This window comes from Spiroplasma tabanidicola (assembly GCF_009730595.1).
GTDB lineage: Bacteria > Bacillota_I > Bacilli_A > Mycoplasmatales > Mycoplasmataceae > Spiroplasma_A > Spiroplasma_A tabanidicola.
Genome location: NZ_CP046276.1, coordinates 736,973 through 760,762, shown reverse-complemented (window position 1 = coordinate 760,762; position 23,790 = coordinate 736,973). Strand labels below are relative to the sequence as shown.

Genomic DNA, 23,790 nt, shown 5'->3' with positions numbered 1-23,790 from the left:
TATGTGGTATAATTACCTCAAATAAAAAGGAGTACTATTATGAGTGAAAAAATATATCAAATTAGTTCTGATCAAATTGGTGTAGTTTCATTTTCTGAACCATGATTTTTAGCTCACGTAGAAGTTGAAGGTGCAAAACCAATTCAAATCTTTTATCCATCATTAGACGAAGGGATTAGAAGATTTGCTCCATCTTTTGAAGAACATGTTATAAAAGTATGAAAAGCAATGGGTGAAGAAGGCGAAAAAAAAATTAAAGAACTAAAAGATTATGTTATTAATGAATGATATGATCCAGGTGTAGAAACAATGCGCAGAGCAATGTATGAAACATATGGTTATCCTGAATTTAGAGATAAAACAGGAAAAGAATTAATTGAAGATGGTTATGATTTTTTAGCAATTACAATTGGTCATATTTGTTTAAGATTTAATAAAATGAACTTTTATTTCAAAGATTTACATATTTCAACAAGAATTGTAGATAAATTTTTAGCAGTAGATTTTTGATCGAAAGCAAAAAATGATGCCTTAAAAGAATTAACAAATACAGTTTTAGATTAATTATTAGAATACATAAAGTATTCTTTTTTTTGTTTTTTTGTAAATAATAAAAATATAACAAAAAAATAGATTATAATAATTATAATGCATTTAAAAGTGCAATAAAATCATAAAAAATAATGGGGTGTAACAAGTGATTTTATTTTTAAATAAAATGTTTATAGCAATTTCAATGATTTTTTCAAATTTATTTACAACATCTAATTTAATAAGTGAAAATCTTATTAAATTAAACAATAAAATTAGTGATGACATTACAACTAAGGTTAATAAAGTTAGCACTAAAGCATCAACATATAATTATAATGATTTATTATTAGATGACTATTCTAATATTAGTATAAATGATGATAATGCATTACAAAAAGCATTATTTTACGGAAGAATTTTAAAGTATTATATTGCAAATAGTATAAAAGATGAAAAAAATTTACTTAATAATTTAGAAACTGAAATAAATAAAATTTCTTTAGATGATGACATATATAGTAAAAAAGAATTTAAAAAAGCTTTACTAATGCAAAATATAATAGCTTCTACAATTAATATTAGCGCATATGGTGCATCATCTGATAATGAGTTTTTTGCAGAATCATTTGCAAAATGATTATTAACACCAGATGATCAAAAAAATCGTAGTTGAGAAATAATTAATGATTTTTATACTACTATAATGCCTAAACTTATTTCAACTGGAAGAGTTATTACAGATAAAGATATTGAAGAAATTAAAACTATTGTTCAAAATAATTCATCAAGTTTAACAAAATACGACTTAGATTTAACTAGTGCAAGTTCTAATCCAGTGGATTTAAAATATGCAAATAATCAACAAATTGGATGATTAAACTTTACAGATGATATAAAAGAATCATATGGATATGTCGCAATGAACTATTGTTATACTCAACTTTATTGAGCAAGAAGGTCATTGAATCTAAACTTTAATCAGCTAAAAAATCTAATATCTGCTTCTCAAAGTTTTATGTATGATTCATTCACTAAAGCGAGTGAAAGTAATATTAAAAAATTCAATGATTTTAATGATAACCACTTCACTTTTGCTAGTTTAGATGAATTTTTAATAAAAAACTCAATAGATACAAATGGAATAGCACAAATTTCTCCAAATTATTTAATAAATTCATTTGCAAACTATTATAAAAAATTAAGTTGAACAGGTAGTGATGTTATTGATGCTTGAAACGATGATTGAACTGAAAAATTAAAAAATGTCTTTTTAAATTTATATAATTATTTATATGCCTTATTTAAAAATGAAAACTATGTAAAAAATGTTATAAGTGGTTTAGTGTTATCATCTGATTCACCATTAAAAAATAATGATGGCAGTTCTATGGAGGGTGTTTTAGGATATACTTCGACATCTGGAGCGGGTTATAAAAATCCAGATAATGAATCTGAAGTTTTAATAACCACCACAGATTCTTATATAGTTATTAGATCAGATGGATTGTTATTAAAACAATTTAATAGTCAATATCAAAAAGGTTGATTCAGTTCTCCAGAAAATTTTAATGTAATTGTTCACGAAATGGGGCATGCAGTAGAAGCGTTTGGTGGTAGAGAAAACTCTTTAAGATTAAAAAATAATAGCGCATATAGAAATTATGGAGATTTATATTCAGGTAATTATATTGGAGGATCTAACAATAAAGACTCATCTGTTACACCTTCTAACACTTCATCAAAAAAATGAATAACATATATAGCGATCGGAGCAGCGGTAGGAATAGCACTTGTAATTGTAGGATTGGTTTTTTTAAAAAAAGCAAAAAGCGATAAAGACGTTAAATAGCAAATAATAAATAATTTTTTAGAAGGGTTATTATGATTAATATTGTAATTAAGTTATTTTTATCTATAGGTTTATTATTCAATAGCTCTTTTGTAACATCAAGTTACAAAAGAGATAAGTTTTATAATGAAAAATCTGAAAATGTAAATGATTTAACTTTTAATTATGATTCTTTTTTAAAAGAAGATAAAATTATTAAAAAAGATAATTCAAAAAAAGATGCAACAACAAAAATGATGTATTACGGAAGAATCTTGAAATATTATTATGCAAAAAGTGTTACGAAAATTAAACAAGAATTTTATGATTCAATAATTGATGTTTATGATTATAATGAATATTTTTTAACATACGAAGGTATAAATCATTTTGGTTCTAAAAAAACTGAACTTAATTTTTATAAAGCGTTACTAGTACAAAATATAATCGCTTCTACAATTAATATAAGTGAATATGGAGCAACAAATGATAGAGAATTTTTTGCAGAAGCTTTTTCAAAATGATTACTTACTCCAGATTCACTAAAAAATAAAAGTTGAGAAATAACAAATTATTTTTTTACAATATTTTTTCCTGAGTTAATTAAAAATGGAGAAAATCAAATTGATAAAAAAGATAGTTTATTAGATTATTTGTTTTCGAAATATGACGATCGACCAATTTATAATCTAGACTTAGAAGAAAAACCAAATGACTGTATTGATTTGGGATATGAAAGCGAAAAAGTTGGATGAGAAGAATTTGAAAGTGGAAAAAGTGGAAACTATTTATCAACATGCTTTACTAGTTTTTTTGATCAATCGATTGTTTTAAAAATAATTGATAAAGAAATGCACCTAGGAACTTATTATTATAATTTACTTGGTGGATGAATGAATGATTCTTATACAAAAGCAAGTGAGCAGAGTATAAAATATTTTCATAATTTTAACTCAAATTATTATGATGACTTTGATGCTTTAGATGCAAAGTTAGTTGAAAACTCAAAAAATGAATTTAATGAAAGTAATGTAATATTTAAAAAAATATATGATTCTATTGATAATAGATATACTAATTTTTTTTCAATTTATAAATGAAAAAAAAGTTATACTAAAGAATTAAAAGATGCCACACTATATTTATATAACTACTTATTTTCATTAATAAAAAATGAGTTATGAGTTAATAATATCTTAAATAGTTTTGTGATATCTAGTGATGAAGTTTTAAAAGACTCATCTAAAAATGTTTTAGGATATAATGCAACAGATTCAACATTTGAAGATGAAACTTGATCGATAAGTTCATCCTATATAATTATTAAATTTAAAGGCTTAATTGATGCAAAAAATAATAACAGTTATAAAACACAATGATTTTCATCGCCAATTTGATATTCGGTTCTAATTCATGAAATGGGTCACGCTCTAGATGGATTTGGTGGTAGATTAAATAGTTTTAGAAACAAAAATGATACTTCAACTAAAAAATATGATTATTATTATAGTGGTAGAAAAATTGGTTATGATGTAGACCTTGAAAATGTAAAAAATATTTTTTTATGAGTTATTTTTTTGTGCTTAACAATTGGATTTATAAGTACAGTTGCAACATTGAATATTATAGTATATTTAAAAAGAAAAAAAATAATACAAAATATAAAAGCGATTAAAGAATCGTTAGGTAAAAGTGTCTAATATTAGATATTTTTTTATTTCTTAAAACCATCCTTATTCTACTAAGAGAAGGTACATTTTTTCATATTTTTTGGTATAATTATAGTAATTTATCTTAAAAAAAGGAGAAAAATTATGCATTTAAAAAAAATAGTTGTAGAAAACTTTATTACTCCTGGTAAACAAATATTTGAATTTGATGATACACAAACTTTAGTAGCAGGTGAATTCTATGGTTTAGAAGAATTACCAATAATTAATGAATTATTAAATGGTGGTTGAAAACGTTCAACTGCTAGTTTTGAAAAATATTATCCTAAATTTGCAAGAAAAATTAAAAATATGGATTTAAAAATAGATGCATTAATAGTTCTTAAAGATGAAGAATTAGCAGAATTAAATAAGTTTGCTATTAAAATGGTAGGTAGAAATCAAAAATCAATCGCATGATACTATTCAATACATTGTTATTATCCTTATATTTTTCCAATAATTACTTTAACTCCAGCTGAATTTCCTACACAAGACACTAGTTTTGCTTTAGGAAGTCACTATGAAAAATTTCATAAACCTAACTTAACTAAAAGAGATTTATTAACAGTTGGGGGATTAAACGCAATAGGATTATTTAGAGAAATCTTTTTTGAATATCGTCAAATGCCAGTTAGAGCAAGTCAATTACAAACTCATAAAAGATATTTAGATGTTATAAAATCAACTTTTAGATACGATGAAGAATTTTTAAGAAAAATAGGAGATGTTTTATACCAAATTGAAGATGGAGATATTATTCAATATGGAGATCAACATGACTTTTATTTTAGAAATGAAAAAGTTAAAGAATTTTTAGATAATATTCCTTTATTTAGAGAAAATAAAACTGTTCAATATGACTTTTCTGAGTTGTTATTTGATTTTTATTTCAAAGAATTACAATGATCTTATTCTATAAAAACTGCAAACGATATTTATGAAATAAAAAGAGTTATCTTTGACTTAAATTGCACAAGAGCTATAACTGCTCCTGACTTTATTGCAAAATTTAAGTTTGAATTGAATATTCCTAAAAATATGATGATTAGAAACTTTAAGAAAAACTTTATTGAAGATAAAGTTGATCCAATCTTATTTAAAGAAGATATTGAAATAGTTAATATGTTTGATGATAAAGCAAAATTATATGATTTAGATGTTATTGATGATGAAAAAGAAATGAATAATCTAAATGTAATAAAACCTTCTATTAAACAAGATAAAGACATATTGTTAGAAGAGAAAAATGATAAAATAAAACTTGCACAAAAAAAAGAACAAGAAGCAAAAGAGTTGAAGAAGAAACTTAGACGTGAAAGAGCAATTTTATTAAAAGAACAAAGAGAAAAATTTAGATTACAAGAAGTAGAAGCTAAGAAAAAAGCATCTGCTGATAGAGCACAAAATCGAAAAAGACAAAAAGAACAAATTAATATCAAAAAAAGACCAACTATCTAAAATAGTTGTTCTTTTTGTTTATTTATATTTTTAAAAAGTTATAATAAATATATGTGAGGTTTATATGGAAAAAGATAAAAAAGAAGATGAGAAAGTTGCTATTGTTGAAACTATTGATAAACAAACTTTATATAATGAGATAAAGAACAACAAAATAGCAAATGAACAATCTGAGAAGTTTGTAAGAGCAATATTTGAAAATTATTTTTTAGATAATGATAATATTAACTTTTTACAAAAAAATGGATATAACTTCTTTTCATTTTTTGATGATGAACTATGTTTTTGCTTAAGTGAAAAAAAGTATGAAGATTGTTGTAAATTAAAATTAATAAATATTGTCGATAAAACATATAAAACATATGAAGAAATATTACATAAACCAGAAGAATACGAAAAATATTTATTATCTACTTTTGAATCTTTTAAAAATACTTTTTTAAAACTTGCGAAGTTAGAAAAATGTAATTATCCAAATTGTAGTGAATATGCAAACGAAAATAGATTGTATGAAATAAATTTTGATAAAAAAAATTTATTATCAACAAATAGATTAAATCCATTTGATAATATTTTTAAAATGGGAGAAGATTTTTTTAAAAAAGTTTCAAATGAGAACTTTAAGTTTTATGGATTATGCAATAATCACTTTAATGAGTTGAGACTTATTACGATTAACTCAAAAACAAGTGATCAAGAAATTATTAAAATACACATTATCGCTTTATTGTATAAAACTTTTATTGGTAAAGTTCAATTAGAATGTTTGAAAGAAGAATTTAGAAAGTATTTTAATTCAATAAGTGATGAAGATTATAAAGCATTGTTTGTGTTTAGAATAAAAAAACTTTCAAGTTTAGTTAAATCATTATTAGAAAACTTAAAAATTTATAAAACTAATTTTTTAGAGAATAAAGATTTAAAAATTATAAAATTGGAATTAGAAACAAATAAAAATATGAAACTTTTTGATTTGATGTATCCACAAGTTTGTCCTGAAGATTTCAGTTTAGTTAACTCTATTAATAATATTTTTGTACCTGAAAGAGTTGCTACTATTAATATTGCAAACACAGATGAAATATCTTTGACAACAATTGTTTATAATAAAAAAGATGAAAGATTAGAAAAGTTTTTTAATCAGTATTTAAAAATTTTAGAAAACAAAGAAAAATTTATAGAAGCTTTTGTTTCTAATTGTGCATTAATTCTTTCAGATAATATTTTATTTGATAAAAGTTTTTATGATAAATTAGAAAATGAAAATAAATTATTATATTCTGCATTAAATAAATTTAGATTTGAAAACCCTAATATGGGACAAGAATATTTAAAAATGAAATTTTTTGCAGGATTTAATAAAGGTAACAATTTTTTTTAAAATAATTAAGTGTTGGGAATATGAGTATGGGAAATGAATTTTATTTAGACAGAGTGAATGTTGAACCTTTAATTGAAAAAATATCAAATGGAATTTTAAATGAGTATAAAGGATTAATTGCAATAGATGGTCCAAAAAACTCAGGAAAAAGTTTTTTAATTGAAAGTGTAGCTTCAACTTTATTTAAGAAAGGTTATTATCATATAGCTTTTAATTTTGATAAGTTTAATAAAAGTGAAAACTTATTAAATGATTTTTTAGGTTTTTTAATTTTAGAACTAAAAACTATAAGTGATTTAAAAATATTTGAAACTTTTTTAAAAGAACAAAATATAAAAAAAATAATAAAACAAAAAAATAAAAATTATAATGATGTTTATTCATATAAATTTATCTTTTATAAAAAAATTAAAGAAAGCGATCAAGTTTCATATGAATTAATATTAGAAGAAATTTTATTTGAATTTAATAAACTTTTAAAAAGATTTAGTTTAAAAGTTGTATTAACAATTGATAATTTATATTATTTAGATTTAGAAGAACTTTATGAATGACAAGAACTTTTAGAAACTTTATCATTAAATTTAAAAAATATAAATATGATTTGTTCAATTGATTCAGAGTTTTTAACAAAAAAATCAAAAGAAATAATAATTGAAAAAAACATTTTTAAACAATTTTATGATATTAAAAAAGAAATAAAAACTTATGATCATAATAATGAAATGATCAAAAATTTTATTAAAGAAAAAAATATTTATGACTTATCTTTAATAAAAAAAATAGATAAGGAGTTAACTGTTTTTGCGCAAGTTATAGAAAAAAAATATACTTTTCATGTAAAGACGGATGACAAAAAAAATTATTATCAAGAAATATGTTTTATGTTTTGAATTTTAAAATTTTACAAAATTAAAAATTATGAAAACTTTGATTTGTTATATGATTATTTTAAAGTTTGAACTGATATAAAAAGGGGAAATAAAACATTAGAAATTACTAAATACCAAAATTTCAATAAAATAATAATTAATTTAAGAGAAGAAGATTATCAATTTACCGCAAACATTAGAGAAGCTGAAGTTATTGATATAATTCAAAAGGGATTAAAAGCAAAAATACCTGTATTATTTGCTTTTTATAACAATGACAGCATTAACATTCTAAATGAGTACTTTTTATTTTTCTTTTTTAATGCAAATATTGTAAGTATAGATAATTTTTATAAAACTAAAAAAGCATTATGCTATCGTATTGATGAAAAATCTTTAAATTCAGCAGTTTATGAAGTTTTTAAAAAATTAAGAATAAGAGAAATAGAAGAACTAGAGAATAATTATCAAAAAAATACTTTTGATAATGAAATGTATTTGATTATCAAAAGTATTTTAGAAATTATATAAAAAATTGATGTATTTTACATCAATTTTTTATTTTTCTTCTTCTTCGACTACTGAGTGACTTCAATCAATGTCGTTTTCTTCGTCTTTGCTTTTTTTATAACATTCATCACATACTGATACTGGGATTTCATCTTCAACTTTTTCATCATATACATAGATACGTTTAGGTTCTTGTACACTGATTTCATTTGAACATCCTGGATTTTGACATTTATCCATATTTTTCATCTCCTCAATATTATTTTATATGAAATTTTTAAAAATTACTTGTTTTTAAGATAACATAGTCAACTTTTTTAATGTCTTTTGTTTTATTTCCTCCAGAATAAGATATTGAAGATTGTAAATCTTCTTGCATTTCACGATATGTTTCCATTAAATTTCCTCTAATTTGAATTAATTCTTTTTTACCTTCAACATATCTTTTTTCACCTTTATTATATTCACTAGCACTACCATAATATTCTTTATATAGAATATTATTTACAGTAACTTCTTTACCAGGTGATTCAATATGAGCTGCAAATAAACTACCAACCATACACATAGTTGCTCCAAATCTTATTGATTTTGCAATATCTCCATTAACTCTCAATCCACCATCAGCAATAATTGGTTTATTTGCAGCTTTACTACATCATTTTATTGCTCCTAATTGTCATCCACCAGTTCCAAAACCAGTTTTTAACTTGGTAATACATACTTTTCCAGGACCAACTCCAACTTTTGTAGCATCAGCTCCTCAATATTCAAGATCTTTAACAGCATGTGGAGTTCCTACATTTCCAGCGATAATAAAAGTTTCATCATTTAAATTATTTCTAATGTGTTCTATCATATTTTTGACACTTATTGAATGACCATGAGCTATATCAATAGTTATGAATTCTGGTATAACATTTTCTTTTTTAAATCTTTCAATTAATTTATAGTCATTATCTTTAACTCCAACACTAATTGATGCAATTAAGTCTTTTGAATGCATATTTTTTGTAAACTCAAAAGAATCAACATTAAAACGATGCATTATATAAAAGTAGTTTTGTTCTGCTAATAGAGTACAAATTTCTTCATTAATAATACTTGCCATATTTGCAGGAACAACTGGCATTTTAAAGGTATATTTTCCAAGTTTGATGCTTGTGTCACACTCACTTCTTGATTTAACTGTGCATAAACCTGGAATTAGTTGAATATCATCATAATCAAATGCGTACATTTTATTTCTCCTTATTACTATTTAATTATAAATAAAAAAAGCAAAATTCCATTGCTTTTTATATATATTTAATTAATTAAAAACTTTTTGCAGCTTTTATGATTTCAGATTCAACTTGCAATATGGCTTGATTTGGATCCATACTTACAACTGGTTCTAATTTAGTTCCAGCAAAGCAAATTGGATGATTTACTTTAGCTCCAACAAATTCTCATGTACCTTTTAAATAATTAGTATGATCTCCAAATGGATATCATCCAATTGGTGCTCCTTGAGTTGTTAAAACTTGAACTGATAAATGATCTAAAAGACCTTTAGCATCTCCTTTTTTAGAGTATTTATATGAAAATGTTTGATTTGCTAATAAAATGTGATCTAAATAGTTTTTTATCATTGCACTTACTGCAAAATTATTCATGGGACTTGCAATAATTACTTTATTTACGCTTTTTAATTGTTCAATATAATTTAGCGCATCTTCTTGGTTGAAAAAATCTTTCATATTATCTCTTGAAAGAGTAATTTGTGCCATTTTTTCATCATTTAAATCAAGATAAATAAACTCATCATCACTATTTAATTTTTTATATTCTTCTACAAATTTATTTTGTAAAGCTATAGAAAAAGACTTGTCTTTAGGACTAGCTGTTCCTGAAATTACTAATACTTTATTTGCCATTGTTATTCTCCTTTATCTACATATATATTACAAAATAAATAACAAAATTCTTTTTCATTTTAAATATATTTAAGTTAAAATTAACAAGTTAATTAATCTTGAATTATTTAGAAAAGAGAACCATTAATGGATAAAATTATTGTCAAACAACTTAAAGATAAACTAATTGAAATCGAAATTGTTATTTCAAATTACTTAAAAGATATTAATAATATAGATGAAGCCTTAAATATTATTGATAATAATGTTAAAAATATGGCAAAAAAAGTATTAGATAAAAGTAGTGCAATAGAATTTTTAACATATACTTTCGATATATCAAGTTTTATTATTGAATTTAAATTAGTAAATAAAAAAAGCTCATTAATTCATTACTATATAGATCAATTATTTAAAATTAAATTGATAAAAAAATTATTAAGTTTAGAAATAGTTAATGAAATTCAATGAGTTATTAAAGATTTTTTTGTATTAAACTTTAATATCAAATTAGAAAGCATCACAGAAAAATATGATTTACTAAAAATAAGTAATAACAATATTGAATTTATTATCAATAAATTAGAAAATACACCAATTTTTGGATATGATCCATACAATGCAGTTGATTTAACAAAATTAGAAAAAAACTTAAAAGTTAGTCAAGAAATTTTAATTAAAGCGTTTTTTACATTCAGAAAAAATATAAAAACATTAGTTGTAATGTTAGAGAATTTTGAGGAATATGATTATTTAGTTGAAAGCGATAAACATGCATTAAAACATTGTTTAAATAATAACTTAGTATATTTTAAAATTCAAAAAATTAATATGGAACATATTAATGCAATTTTAAAATCAATTTATAAAGACTTTAATTTCTTAAGTTTACAAACAGCTGAAATAAAAGTTAATGTTTATCAAAATATGTTTAATAATTTAATAGCAAATTTTAATCAGTTTGTAGCAATTATTAAATCAGTTTTAGATGCGATTAGAGTTAAGAAAAATACTTATTTACAAGATCACAGCAATGTTTTAGAAAAAACTAATATGATTATAAAATTTGTAAAAGAAAATGATATTTTTGAAGAAAATAACTTACAAGAATATAATCAAAAAATTGTTGATAGTATTAATTTTTATTTAGAATTATTAGAAAATCAAGATTTTATTGTTCTTAAAGAAGAAGAATCTGATCAATTAATAGATGAAATTGAAATAGATATTTCATTTGCTAATAAATTATTGGTTATTTTAAAAGATTTTAATAACTTTGCTAACTTAGAATTAGCACCGTTTGAAGAAGAAAATGAACAATTAAATGAAAAGTTAAAAGCTATTAAAAAAATAAATTGAGAAAAAATTAAACGTAAAATTGAAATGATAGTTGAGTTAAATAAAGATAAAGACTTTATTATTAATAAGCGATTAAAATCTACCAGAATAAGAGAAAGTCGTATTAAATATGGAATGCATAAAAAAATTATGTTAAATTCTGAAGAAGAGTCTAGAGAAAAAGGAAAGTTTGGTAAAAAACCAAGTTTTAATAAAAAAGGTTTTAAAAGACCAGAAGGTGATAAAAAAGAATTTAAAAAGTTTGATGGAGAGAGAAAAGAATTCAATCGATTCGATAAAGACAAAAAAGATTATAAAAAATCAGATTACCCAAGAAAAGATTACAAGAAATTTGATGGCGAGAGAAAAGAATTCAATCGATTCGATAAAGACAAAAAAGATTATAAAAAATCAGATCACCCAAGAAAAGATTACAAGAAATTTGATGGCGAGAGAAAAGAATTCAATCGATTCGATAAAGACAAAAAAGATTATAAAAAATCAGATCACCCAAGAAAAGATTACAAGAAATTTGATGGCGAAAGAAAAGAATTCAATAGATTCGACAAAGACAAAAAAGATTATAAAAAATCAGATAGAGATAATAAAGGTGGTTTTGAAAAAAGATCATTTAATAAATCCAACTTTAAATCTAAACCAAATAAATTTGAAAAAAGATAAAAAATTTTTGATTATGAAAATTTTTTTTTTGCTTTTTTATATAATATATATATGTTATAAAAAAGATAATTCTTCTTTTGTAACATAAAACTTTTATGGCGTTAAGCTTGTACAAAAGAAATTAACTTTCATATATTTAAAGCATGTCTTTAAATTTAATTTGATTAGTTAGATATAAATATAAAAAAAAGATACTAAATAATAATAGTTGTATAAAGTAAAATTTAAAACTATATTAAAACCTTATTATTGATATTTTATTAATTTATTGCTGTTTTTATAATAAAATATCAATATTTTTTTGTGAGAAGTAATGAATAAAAAGGAGAGATATTATGAAATTTATATTAGCTTTTTTAACTAGTGTTTCAGTTAGTGCACCAAATGTAGGGCAAGTGATCTATAAAGAAATGAATAAGTTAGAAGAAGGGCAAGTTGATATACCATATAATGAAGTTGATACAAATAATAAAATAGAATATCCAAGTTTGACTAATGCTGATGCATATAAAGATACTATGAATTATTTGACTGATAATGCAGATATTTCAAATGGTTATGGAAATAATGAAGGTCAAAAAAAAATTATGAAAAATTCCTTTTTTTTGAACTCAAATTATGGTGCGAATATTGATAATGATATAAAATCATTAAATTTAAATAATGATGAAAAAAAAGAACAAATAAAAATAGAATCAAATTTCAGTTTAAACACAACTGACATCAACAACAATACAAAATTATTTATTTCTGACAGAAATACTAGAGGTTTATATGAAGTAGATTATTCAACTGGTAAAGAAAAATTTAATTTTATAAAAGGAACAGAAAAAAAATTTTATGCTCCTGATGTTTCTGATAGTTATGAATATTCATCGATTGCATCAAATATGGGATTCACATTAAATGGTAATGCGTATAGAAGACAAATAGTGAGTTTAGCCGTTAGAGATGATGATGAATCTACATTAAATTCTTGAAATAGTACACAAGAACTTACAACAGGTGATATAAATAATAATAAGTTTGTAATTTTTGATTCAGTAAGTTATGCTTCTAATATTTTTGAGGTACCAAATAATATAAGCGGAGTAAATCTAAAAAGTTTAAAAATAAGAGGTATTTACTCACCAATTAGAAGCAAAAATCAAGGAATAATTTATATAGCAGTTTCTTATGGTGAAGAAAGCGATAACATGGCTATTATTTCAGCAGATTTTAATGAATTAATAATCAAGGATACAAATGATTTAAGCAATTATGGGAATATAAATTTTGATAATACAAATAAAATTAAATATAAAATTTTAAGCAATTTTATATCTATAGGTAATCTTTATCAATCTGCATTTTTTTCTATAAATGATGATATTGGATTATTTGTTAGAACATCTTCTGGATATAAGATATTTTCTTCAAAGACTAATTTTTCAAATTATAAAGTTTTTAATGATGATACATATGTTGATAAAATCTTTTCAAGAATAACAACTACTCAACACAATTATAATATTGATAGCGAAAATCAAACGCTTGAAAAAGATTATATTATTTTTGCAATTTATGATGGAACAAGTTCATATCAAAATGGTGGAATTTATTATTTGGAATCTACCGATATTTTTAACAGCAGTAATGAAAAATTAAAACTAAATTTTTTATTTAAACTAAATACTAAGAAAGATAAAATAGAAGGTGCAGCGCTTGGTAGTGCAGGAACACCAACTTTAGAGGTAGAAGTAACAAAAAATTTGATATCTTTTTATGATATCTTTAATGAAGAATTTGTTATAGCGGTTACAACTAACTTAGGAATATATAAATACATTTATAATAATGTTAATGATTTTGCTTCACATAATAGTTTTGTTGACAAAGTAATTAAACTAAATAGTGTAAACACATTATATTTAAATCCAGATCAAAATTTAACTTTTGATATTATTCCTAATTCACTAAATTTTATAAATGGCGAACTTGTTTTTATAACAAGAAAAGCATCACCTGATAAATATGGAACACCAGCTGTAACAGGAACTTATAAATCTGAAGCTATATATTCTTTATCAAAAGTATATAAAAAATTTAATTTAAAAAATGTAAAAAGTTTTCCTGACTTAATAGATATAAATTTATCTTCTGAACAAATAAATCTTTCACAAAATGAAAAGATTAATTTAATAAAAGAAAAAATAATAAATGAATATAAAAATATGACTCCAGTTAATAATATTAAATATAATGAACTATTTAAAAAAGCAATTAGTTATGATGAAGCACAATTAAATGCAAATGATTTAGTTTATGATGATAATGTTTTCTTTAATAAAGATGAATATTTAATTCAAAAAAACATAGAAACAAAAAAATATGATTATATAATAGAAATAAATAATGACAACATAAAAAAATTTTTTCCTGAAAATACATACGGTGACTTAAAAACTTCAGGAGATGTAGATTTTTTAGCAAATGATAATTGATTCTCTAAATTTACAAACGAAAATACTCAAAAAATTTCTTTTAATTATAAAAATTCCTTCGATTTAATTGAAGTTGCTAGATATTTTTTTAATAAATATACAAAAAATAATTTTGTATTAGATACATATGATAAAGTAAATGATATTGTTGGTCATATATATAATGAAATTGAAGATAATTTAAGTAGTTGTTTTAATTTATCTAATGAATATAAAGGTGTTTTCCAAAAGCAACAAACTTTGTGAGAAATTAATGATTGAATTGGGGGAAAAGAAAACTACCCAAACTTACTTGATTGAGGATTCAACAAAGAAAATAATACCAGATTTGATCAATTAACAAATAGATATAAATCTAAATTAGATAACATTTTTATAAAAATTGGAAAAAATAATGATTATTATAATCTTTTAAAACTAGGAGAAGCTACCGAAGAAGAAAAAAATAACACACTGATCGATTATAAAAATAATTTATATATAAAATTACCACCTATTACAGTTTCTTATAAGGAAAAAGTGCTTAAAGATAGAAATGATTATAAAAATAGTGAAAATAAAGAAGGACAATTAGACATAAAGTCTCAATTAAATAAAATAGAAAGTATGCAATTCAATGGAAAAGGTTTTTCTATTGATTCAAGTGCAATGAATATAGAATGAATATTAAATAGTGATAGAAGATTAGCTCTTGGAATAGGTTTTGCAGTTAGTGAAGAACAAATTAAAAATAAATTAAAACCATTAGATACAATAGTAGAAGTTTATGTTTATGATAGATTATTTAATAACCCTGTTCATGATTCTGGTAATAATATATTAGAAAATGGAAACTTTTATAAGGTTAAAGTTAGAATTTTAGGATTATCAGGAAAAATTGAAAATAATAAATGATTAGTTCCTTTAGTATCTTCTTTATCGGTTCTTATGCTATTAACAGTTTCTCTATCAATATGATTTTTTGTAATAAGAAAAAAAAGAAAATAATTTAATTTTAAAAGGAGATGTTTGAAAATGAAAAAGTATTTAACTGTATTAATTGTTGTAATTTGTACAATATTTACTGCGTTTAATTTTCAATCATTTTATGAGAAAAAAAATTTTTTAAAAGAAAATTTTATCCAAAATTATATTCAAAAAGATTATGATATTTCGTATAAATATAATATTAAAAAAAATAAATTAAGTTATTTTTTACCTACAACTTTTTATAATGACACAACAAACCAAAAACAAAATGTTATTTTTTTTGGCGAACAATATACTTTTTCAAGTAAAATTTCTATTATTTTATATAATGAATTTAGTAATATTTGAGAAACTTACAATATTATAGATTTTGAAAAAGAAAATATTAAAGAAGTAATAAAAAATGTTTACCTATATAAAGATGAAATATATGCTTGAACCGACAAATCATTTATCAGACTAAATGTTAAAAAATTACTAAATGAAATTTATAAAGACATTTCAAATGGGAATGAAATAATGACTTTAAATTATTCTAAATTATTGGATTTTAAAGAATTAGATAAAATATTTGCTAACAATGCAAACTATTTATTTGATGCTTATAATAAAGTTTTCTTGCAATATAACGGAAAATATATATATAAGTTTAACGTTCCAGATTTTGAAACTTTTAATAAAAGATTATTAAATCCTGAACCTGTCAATTTGCCTAAAATAATTAATGCTTCAAGCGTTAAAAGTATTTATTGTGTAAAACAAGCGAATACAAAAGATTATGTTTTAGTTTGAGAAGATTTTGATGGTGTTATTCATTACTATTTAAATGAAAGTAGTGCAGATGGGATAATAGTTGGTAATAATAATAAAAAATTATGATTACTACCTAGTAATAACACATTAAATGTTGCATCAAGTGATTTTATTTACAGTTTAGATAAATTAAAAGATCTTTCAAACTATGATGTGGCTAGAAATAAAACGGAAAAAGCAAATTATTTTTTTAATGTCGATAAAAGCTCAAATAACATAAAAAAAATAAGTATTTCTGCTAATAATGAAAAAATTCAATCTATAGGTATATATGAAAAAAATACAGAAGTATCGATTAATTATGTTTTAAAAAATGATGCAAATTCAAATAATTCAAATGATGGATTATACACAGTAACTAAAAATTCAAATGAAGACTTAATTAATTGATTTTTGACAAACAATAACTTTGATAACGGAAATAAAATTTCTAATTATTCTTTTAATACTAATAAAAATAATAATGAATACATATATAAATTAAATGATGATAATTATTTAACTTCTTTTTTTAATATAGATGGTATAGATAATGTTGAAATAAGAAAAAATTTAGATTTCTCATTTTTAAAAAATCTTAAAGTGGATTTAGATAATGAATTAATTAAAAATTATTATCAAACTAGTGAGATAAGTAAAAAAAATAAATTAAGATATCAGACATATCAAAATATTTATAAAAAAATTTCATTAACTAATGGATTTGAAAATATTAAAAGCTCTTTACATGAAGAAGACCTACCAAATTTAATAAATGTTACAAAAATTTTAGATAATTCAAATAGATATTTTATGACAGAGTCTAAAATAAATAATTGATTAAAAGGAAAAGAATATACTTTAGGTCAAGATACTGATGCAAAATTTATCTATACAAATGGAGAACAAATTGGACCTAAATTATATTTTTCAACACATAGCAATTTAAATTGAACAAGTAATTACATTTTTGAATACAAAGAAAGTATAGAAGCGAAAAACTATGTAGGTGATGATTTAAAAAATCTTATAAAAAATATAAATAGTCAAATTTTAAAAGAAGATCAATATTTACAAATTGATGAATCAAAAATCTTTACTTGAGAAATTTCAAATCAAAATCATTTAATTTCAGATGTAGATGTTATTCCTAATTCAAAAGCTAAAAGTTATTTAACCGAAGATCAGATTAATCAATTAGTAGGAAAAATTAAAATTGATTTTAAAAATATTATAAAATCTTCAACAATTGATTTAGAAGAAGTAGAAAAAATCTTAAAAGAAAATAGTGATGTAAATCAAAAATTAAGTTTAGGAGATATAAACGAAGATATAATCAATTGAATAAAAAATATTTTAAAAGATTATCCTGACTTAGATAAATTAGATTTTGAAATTACAAATATTACATGAAATGATCACCAAAAAAGTGCTAATGTAAAAGTTAAAGTATCGCAAAAAAATTCATCTAACTCAAGAGAATTTGAATATACTTTAACAAATTTTGCTAATAGAAAATATGTAATCGATGGTAAATGATTAGATAATTTTGATCCTGATAAAATGATTGAAAATGGTTATTCAGGAATTTATCAAATAAATAACTTTGATGATTTAGAAGATGTTAGTGTTGTATCAAATGATCTAAACATTGCGACTGTGAGTTTAGAAAATAAAAATGTAAAAGTTGTTTCAAAAACAGCTGGAAATACTTCATTTACAATAAGTGCAAGTAATGCAAAACAAAGTTTAACTATCAATTTATCTGTTTATAAAGAGAGTTTAGATTTTGGAGATATAGATATTTCTGATATTAAAATCAAACAAAATAAAAAACAAATTATAGAATTAAAAAATTATGTTGTATTTGAAGAAGTAACAATTATTTCAAGTAATGAGAGTTATTTAAAAGCTAACATTGAAGAAGGAAAAATTATTTTAGAAGCAATAAAATATATCGAAAATGAAAATACATATCAAGTGAATGTCAAAGGAACTAATATTAAAAATGAAGTTAAAACAGATACATTTAGTGTAACTATTTTACCTCCAGCTCCAGCGTTGCCATTTTGAGCAATATTATTACTAGCAATATTTGGGGCATTATTAGCTTTAGGATTAATTATTTGATTAAGTTGATTCTTATTTATAAAATATGGAGTAACAAAATCAAGAAGAAAAGTTTCTTCTTCAACAAGTGTGTATAATATTTTAACTTCTAAAAATGTTAATAAAAATCCAAAAAGTAAAAATCATATGTCTGCTAAATCATATTTTGATGATGGTTTTTCAAGAAGTGGTGTATTTAAAAAAGACTTAAAAAGTAGTGTGAGTAAAATGAATGAAAAAAATTATCAAAAAAAATATGTTTGATCTGGTCAAAAAGATTTAGAAGATGCTTCACCAGCTGTGAATTATTGATCAACACATAAAGAACAAACAAAACGTGAAATAAAAACTAAAACTTATGTAAATAAAACAAATATACAAAGAAGTGCTACAAAAAATAACAAGAAAAAATAAAAAACTCTGTAAATAGAATCTACTATTTACAGAGTTTTTTATTATAGTGTATATATTTCCTATATCTTGCTATAATCAATAAAAGAATAACTATTTTATAGAACTTTAAAGGAGATGAAAATTATGAAAACAGTAATAGTATTAGCAAATCCTAATAAAAAGAGTTTCAATCATGAAATAGCTAATGTTATTATTAAAAATTTAAAAGCAAATAATAAGGATTATGAATTATGGGATTTATATGCTGAAAAATTTGATCCAGTAATAACTCAAGAAGAAATAGAGTCATTTGGTTTTGGAACATTTGAAAAAAGTCCATATAAAGACAAAATCTTAACTCTTAGAGACGAAACGGATAAATTAATTGTAATCTATCCCTTGTATTTTATAGATTTTCCAGCAATTTTAAAGGGTTTTTTTGATAGGGTATTTGTTGGGACTATTATTAATAATGAAGATAAACCATTCGAATGGAAATCTGTTATTGATATTGATAAAACATATATAATACAAACAAGTTTAAGTAGAGAATGATCATTAGGAAAATCAATTGCAAAAGCAGAATATGATAAAATGAAAAAAACCATCTTAGACAGATTTGGATTATTTAATACAGAAGTTATTTTATATGATCATTTATCAAATTCTTCAATTGAAGATAGAATTAAATTTTTAGAAAAAGTATCTACAAAGGTAAGCGGATAAAAAATACAAGGAGATAAATTACTTGTATTTTTTTACCATTAATTCTTATTTATAATGATAAAATCATTTTTAGATAAAAGGTAAAATATGCAAAATCGAGATTATGTTTTAATAATTTTTATATCTATTTGACTTTGTGCTTTATTAGTAAGTGGTCTTTTAGCATTATTTTATTCAATTAGAATAAAAGGTTATAAAACAATTAATAATGAGTATTTAAAAAAATTTCAAGAAAAACAAAAAGATTTTAAACTAGAAAAAGTAAATATAAACTATAAATTACCAGATACTGAAGTTTGTTATTTTAATCAAAATGCAATTAAAATATATTATCGAAAAAGAAAAAAAGAAAAAGCCGATAATAAACTAAGAATAAGTGATTATAAGTATTATTATAATGATAATAAACTAACATCTGAATTTGCAAACTTGTTTTTAACTAATAAACATTTAGTTATTGAGTTTAAACAAAAATATTTAAAAGTTGAATTAAAAAATATAGTTTCATTAATTTGTTATACTTTTTATATTGGAGATTGAATAAAAGGGATTGAATTAGTTCTTGCAAATAAGCGATATTTATTCGATTTAGAAGATGTAAATTTAGTTTTAAGTTTTAATGAATTAATAAAGGAGCAAGAAAATGGCAAATAAAATGCTAATAGGTATCATTTTTATAACATTAGTAAGTTTATTATTTTTTGGATCTGTAGTATGAATAAACTTAAAAATGAAAGCATTAAAAAAACTAGAAAACAAAAGAGTTTATTATAGTAAAAAAATATTATATTGATTTTATGCAATTACATATTGTGTTTTTCCTATAATTTTAGGTCTTATGATTGGTCTAATAGTGTATTTAAATATTTATAAAAAAGATGAAATTACTGGATTAAATTCATATTTATTTACTGGTTCTTATTTAGCTTATATAGTTTTTATATTTGTTTTAATAATAGTTGGAACTAAATTATATAAGGCAATGCTAATTGTAGAAGCAAATGAAAGCTATTATTTTTTAGATAATACAATTATCAAAAAAAAGACAATTATTGCTATTTCGAACACTTTAAAAAGAAATTATTTAGTTATTTCATACAGTAGTGAATCTAATTTAAGAGAAGTTTATCAAGTTAAATATTCATGACAATTGAAAGATTTTTTTGATGAAAAATAGTATATATATTTTCTAATAATCTTATAAAAAATAAGAATATTTATTTTCTCATAAGACCTAGATAAATAGGGGTTATATTAAATAGTTTATTTGGTTTTTTTGTTGTTTTAAACTATAATCATTATGAAAAATAAAGGAGTGAGTTTTTATGTTAGAAAAGTTCTTGAATAAAGAAGAAAAAAAAATTTTTTCTAAAAAAAACCTAAAGAAAATCAAAAAAGATGACTTTTTTTCTTACCTAGAAATGGAGCAATCTCTTTTAGAGTCTTTAATAGAAAAATATCAAAAAGATGACATTAGAAACTCAATTATTGAAGAAGAAATAGAAAAACAACGCGATTTTGTTAATAAATTGAATAGATATTACTATGAAGTAGTGCTTTTAGAACCAGATACTAGTACTGAAGAAGAAAAAATTTTTGAAAAAGAGTATCAAAAATTAATAAAGCCAATTAAAAGGATACAAAAAAAAGTCTCAAAATGATAAAACAAGCTAAGTTTATGAAATCTGGTGCTGCAAAAAAAGATTGAATCGAAGATAATGTACCAGAAATATGTTTTGTTGGAAGAAGTAATGTTGGAAAATCGACCTTTATTAATGCAATATGTAATCAAAATAAATTAGCAAAAACTAGTTCAACACCTGGAAAAACAAGATTGTTGAACTTTTTTGATATTAATAACTCAGCATATCGCATTGTTGATGCGCCAGGTTATGGTTATGCAAGAGTCAGTTTTTCTCAAAAAGAAGCTTTCGGTATAATGATGGAAGAATATCTTTTAAATCGAAGTAATTTAAAAGGAGTATGTCAATTAGTTGATTTAAGACATAAACCAACCAATGATGATATAAGTTTATATCAATTTTTTAAAACAAATAATATTAGAGTTTTAATAATCGCTACAAAAAAAGATAAATGTAAAAAAAATGATATTATAAAAAACGAAAAATTAGTAAAATCAACCTTAGATTTAGATAAAAATGATATATTTTTATCAATCTCATCGGTTGATAAAGCTAATTTAGATAAAGCGATTGATTTAATTGAACAAATTGTTTTAAATTAAAATATGATATATTATATTTAAGTTGAGAGGTATTCATGTCAAGTTTTAAAAAAATAGTTTGTTCAGATTTGGATGGAACTATTATTACAAAAGAAAATGAACTTTTAAAAGAAACAAAAAAAGATATTCAAGCATTTATGATAGAAACTAATAATGCATTTAGTGTCGTAACAGGAAGACAATTTTTTTCATCAAAAAATCATATTAAAGATATTGGTGTAACTTTACCTGTTATTACAATTAATGGATCATCATTAATTGATCCGGTTAGCGAAACATTAATAGATTCATTACATTTTAATAAAGAAGAATATTTTAAAATATTAGATATTATGTTAAAACATAATATTAGATTTAGTGTAGTAAATGACTTTCAAATATTTTGTTTAAAAACTTCAATTTGAAATAAACACTTTAGAAGAGATAAGTTTAAAAATAGTAATATTGATGAAAATATTTATCATTTGTATGATGATTTTAATGAACTATATCAAGGAATCAAAAAAGATTGTAAATATTATAATTCAGTGTTTATTGAGTATGAAACAAAACAAGAGTTTGATGAAATTGAAAAATTATTTGAAAGTTATAACTTTAGTAAATTAACTTTTGCTTATTTTGATCAACCAACAATTGAATACTTTAAACCAAATGTAAATAAATTAAGTGGTTTAAAAATGCTTGCAAATTATTTAAAAGTTGATTTACAAGATATTTATGTATTTGGTGACCAAGTAAATGATATTCCAATGTTTAAGGGTTTAAAAAATAATTTTGCAGTAGGAAATGCTGTTCCTGAAATTATAAGTATTGCAAATGAAATAATAGATAATATTAATAATAATGGAGTAGGAAAAAAATTAATAGAGTTAAAAGAAAAAAACATTTTTTAATAAATGTTTTTTTCTTTTATTGATAAAAATAGGTTTAAAATAATAAAAGATAAAAAAGGAAATATGAATATGAGTAAATTTAAAAAAGTTGCAGCTTCAGATCTTGATGGAACAATCGTAAAAGAAGGAAACATTTTAACAAATTCTAATAAACAATTAATTAAAGAGTTTATGCAAAAAACTAATAATGCATTTACAATTGTAACTGGAAGAAATTATTTTTCAGCACTTCAACATGCAATTGATTTAGATGTATCTTTACCAATTATTACAACAAATGGAACAAGTTTAATTGATCCAAAAACACATCAATATATTGCTCAACATCATTTTACAAATCAAGAAGGTAATGAAATATTAGATGTTTTATATGAAAATGGATTTGATTTTTATTTATTAAATGATATAAAAATATATGCTTTAGAAACAATTCATTTTGCTGATAAAGATCATCAAGAAAAACATAATTTTGTAAATTCTTTAGATGACTTAACTCATTTTTATAAAACAAGAGATGAATTATATCATGCAATCAAAGAAAATGTAAAAGGTTCATTTACTTCGTTAAATGTAAGTTGTTATAGCGAAGAAGAATATAATAGCGCAATGAAAACTTTAAGTAAATTTGAATTAGCAACTTTAAAATTTGATTATAAAGATTTAATTACAATTGAAATTTATAAAAAAGGTGCAGGAAAAGATTGAGGATTAAAAGCTTTAGCAAAATATTTGGAAATAAGTGAAGATAATATTTATGTTTTTGGTGACGAATTTAACGATTATCCAATGTTTAGAAATTTTAAAAATACTTATGCAGTAGGAAATGCGATTCCTGGTATAAAAGAATTGGCAAAAGAAGTTATTTTACCAATTGATCAAGATGGTGTTGGTAAAAAACTTTTAGAATTAGTCGAAGAATTTAAAAAATAAGATAGATTTATACTAATAAAATTTTGTATAATTATACA

19 protein-coding genes are annotated in these 23,790 nt (G+C 22.2%); 16 read left to right on the top strand and 3 right to left on the bottom strand.

Translation table 4 applies throughout. The features are described from left to right. The first annotated feature begins 39 nt into the window (after positions 1-39). The 6 genes from STABA_RS03415 to STABA_RS03390 all read left to right on the top strand — a co-directional run bounded on the left by STABA_RS03415 (position 40) and on the right by STABA_RS03390 (position 8,316). Positions 40-564, top strand: a complete 525-nt coding sequence (locus STABA_RS03415; RefSeq protein WP_156006560.1) for a hypothetical protein — start codon at positions 40-42, stop codon at positions 562-564. 133 nt (positions 565-697) lie between these two features. Then, entirely contained in the window at positions 698-2,383 is a 1,686-nt protein-coding gene (locus tag STABA_RS03410) for a hypothetical protein (RefSeq protein ID WP_156006558.1), read from the top strand. A 32-nt stretch (positions 2,384-2,415) separates the two neighbouring features. Beyond that, positions 2,416-4,062 (top strand): hypothetical protein, encoded by a 1,647-nt coding sequence (locus STABA_RS03405; protein WP_156006556.1) that lies wholly within the window; start codon positions 2,416-2,418, stop codon positions 4,060-4,062. A 114-nt stretch (positions 4,063-4,176) separates the two neighbouring features. Further along, positions 4,177-5,532 carry a coiled-coil domain-containing protein gene (locus tag STABA_RS03400; protein WP_156006554.1) on the top strand — a complete coding sequence of 452 codons (1,356 nt, stop codon included), beginning with the start codon at positions 4,177-4,179 and terminating at the stop codon, positions 5,530-5,532. 64 nt (positions 5,533-5,596) lie between these two features. Then, positions 5,597-6,913, top strand: coding sequence for a hypothetical protein (locus STABA_RS03395; RefSeq protein WP_156006552.1), 1,317 nt, complete (start codon positions 5,597-5,599; stop codon positions 6,911-6,913). 20 nt (positions 6,914-6,933) lie between these two features. After that, positions 6,934-8,316 carry a hypothetical protein gene (locus tag STABA_RS03390; protein ID WP_156006550.1) on the top strand — a complete coding sequence of 461 codons (1,383 nt, stop codon included), beginning with the start codon at positions 6,934-6,936 and terminating at the stop codon, positions 8,314-8,316. Positions 8,317-8,343: 27 nt separating this feature from the next. Here the strand turns inward: STABA_RS03390 and STABA_RS03385 are convergent, their stop codons facing one another. The 3 genes from STABA_RS03385 to STABA_RS03375 all read right to left on the bottom strand — a co-directional run bounded on the left by STABA_RS03385 (position 8,344) and on the right by STABA_RS03375 (position 10,214). Continuing rightward, positions 8,344-8,535 carry a hypothetical protein gene (locus STABA_RS03385; RefSeq protein ID WP_156006548.1) on the bottom strand — a complete coding sequence of 64 codons (192 nt, stop codon included), beginning with the start codon at positions 8,533-8,535 and terminating at the stop codon, positions 8,344-8,346. 37 nt (positions 8,536-8,572) lie between these two features. Then, on the bottom strand, positions 8,573-9,535 hold the full coding sequence (locus STABA_RS03380) for a GMP reductase (RefSeq protein WP_156006546.1): 963 nt from the start codon (positions 9,533-9,535) through the stop codon (positions 8,573-8,575). Between the two features lie 76 nt (positions 9,536-9,611). Continuing rightward, positions 9,612-10,214, bottom strand: coding sequence for an FMN-dependent NADH-azoreductase (locus tag STABA_RS03375; RefSeq protein WP_156006544.1), 603 nt, complete (start codon positions 10,212-10,214; stop codon positions 9,612-9,614). 126 nt (positions 10,215-10,340) lie between these two features. On the opposite strand from STABA_RS03375, the gene STABA_RS03370 reads away from it, so the two are divergent. The 10 genes from STABA_RS03370 (at position 10,341) to STABA_RS03325 (ending at position 23,752) form a co-directional block, all read left to right on the top strand. Next, the gene (locus tag STABA_RS03370; protein WP_156006542.1) at positions 10,341-12,212 is read left to right on the top strand and encodes a hypothetical protein; all 1,872 of its coding nucleotides are present in this window, start codon (positions 10,341-10,343) and stop codon (positions 12,210-12,212) included. A gap of 335 nt (positions 12,213-12,547) precedes the next feature. Next, the gene (locus STABA_RS03365) at positions 12,548-15,682 is read left to right on the top strand and encodes a hypothetical protein (RefSeq protein WP_156006539.1); all 3,135 of its coding nucleotides are present in this window, start codon (positions 12,548-12,550) and stop codon (positions 15,680-15,682) included. Positions 15,683-15,709: 27 nt separating this feature from the next. Further along, the gene (locus tag STABA_RS03360) at positions 15,710-18,979 is read left to right on the top strand and encodes a hypothetical protein (protein WP_156006538.1); all 3,270 of its coding nucleotides are present in this window, start codon (positions 15,710-15,712) and stop codon (positions 18,977-18,979) included. 123 nt (positions 18,980-19,102) lie between these two features. Continuing rightward, a complete protein-coding gene (locus STABA_RS03355) occupies positions 19,103-19,684 on the top strand; it encodes an NAD(P)H-dependent oxidoreductase (RefSeq protein WP_170264695.1) in 582 nt (193 codons plus the stop codon). An 87-nt stretch (positions 19,685-19,771) separates the two neighbouring features. After that, on the top strand, positions 19,772-20,338 hold the full coding sequence (locus STABA_RS03350) for a hypothetical protein (RefSeq protein ID WP_156006534.1): 567 nt from the start codon (positions 19,772-19,774) through the stop codon (positions 20,336-20,338). Continuing rightward, the gene (locus STABA_RS03345) at positions 20,328-20,861 is read left to right on the top strand and encodes a hypothetical protein (protein WP_156006532.1); all 534 of its coding nucleotides are present in this window, start codon (positions 20,328-20,330) and stop codon (positions 20,859-20,861) included. The genes STABA_RS03350 and STABA_RS03345 overlap by 11 nt, the downstream gene beginning before the upstream one ends. 148 nt (positions 20,862-21,009) lie before the next feature. Then, on the top strand, positions 21,010-21,348 hold the full coding sequence (locus STABA_RS03340) for a hypothetical protein (RefSeq protein ID WP_156006530.1): 339 nt from the start codon (positions 21,010-21,012) through the stop codon (positions 21,346-21,348). Next, on the top strand, positions 21,342-21,929 hold the full coding sequence (gene yihA / locus STABA_RS03335; protein WP_156006528.1) for a ribosome biogenesis GTP-binding protein YihA/YsxC: 588 nt from the start codon (positions 21,342-21,344) through the stop codon (positions 21,927-21,929). The genes STABA_RS03340 and yihA overlap by 7 nt, the downstream gene beginning before the upstream one ends. Before the next feature lie 35 nt (positions 21,930-21,964). Next, complete coding sequence (locus tag STABA_RS03330; RefSeq protein ID WP_156006526.1) at positions 21,965-22,822, top strand: HAD-IIB family hydrolase; 858 nt, start codon at positions 21,965-21,967, stop codon at positions 22,820-22,822. A gap of 69 nt (positions 22,823-22,891) precedes the next feature. Next, a complete protein-coding gene (locus tag STABA_RS03325; protein WP_170264694.1) occupies positions 22,892-23,752 on the top strand; it encodes an HAD-IIB family hydrolase in 861 nt (286 codons plus the stop codon). The last annotated feature ends 38 nt before the right edge of the window (positions 23,753-23,790 follow it).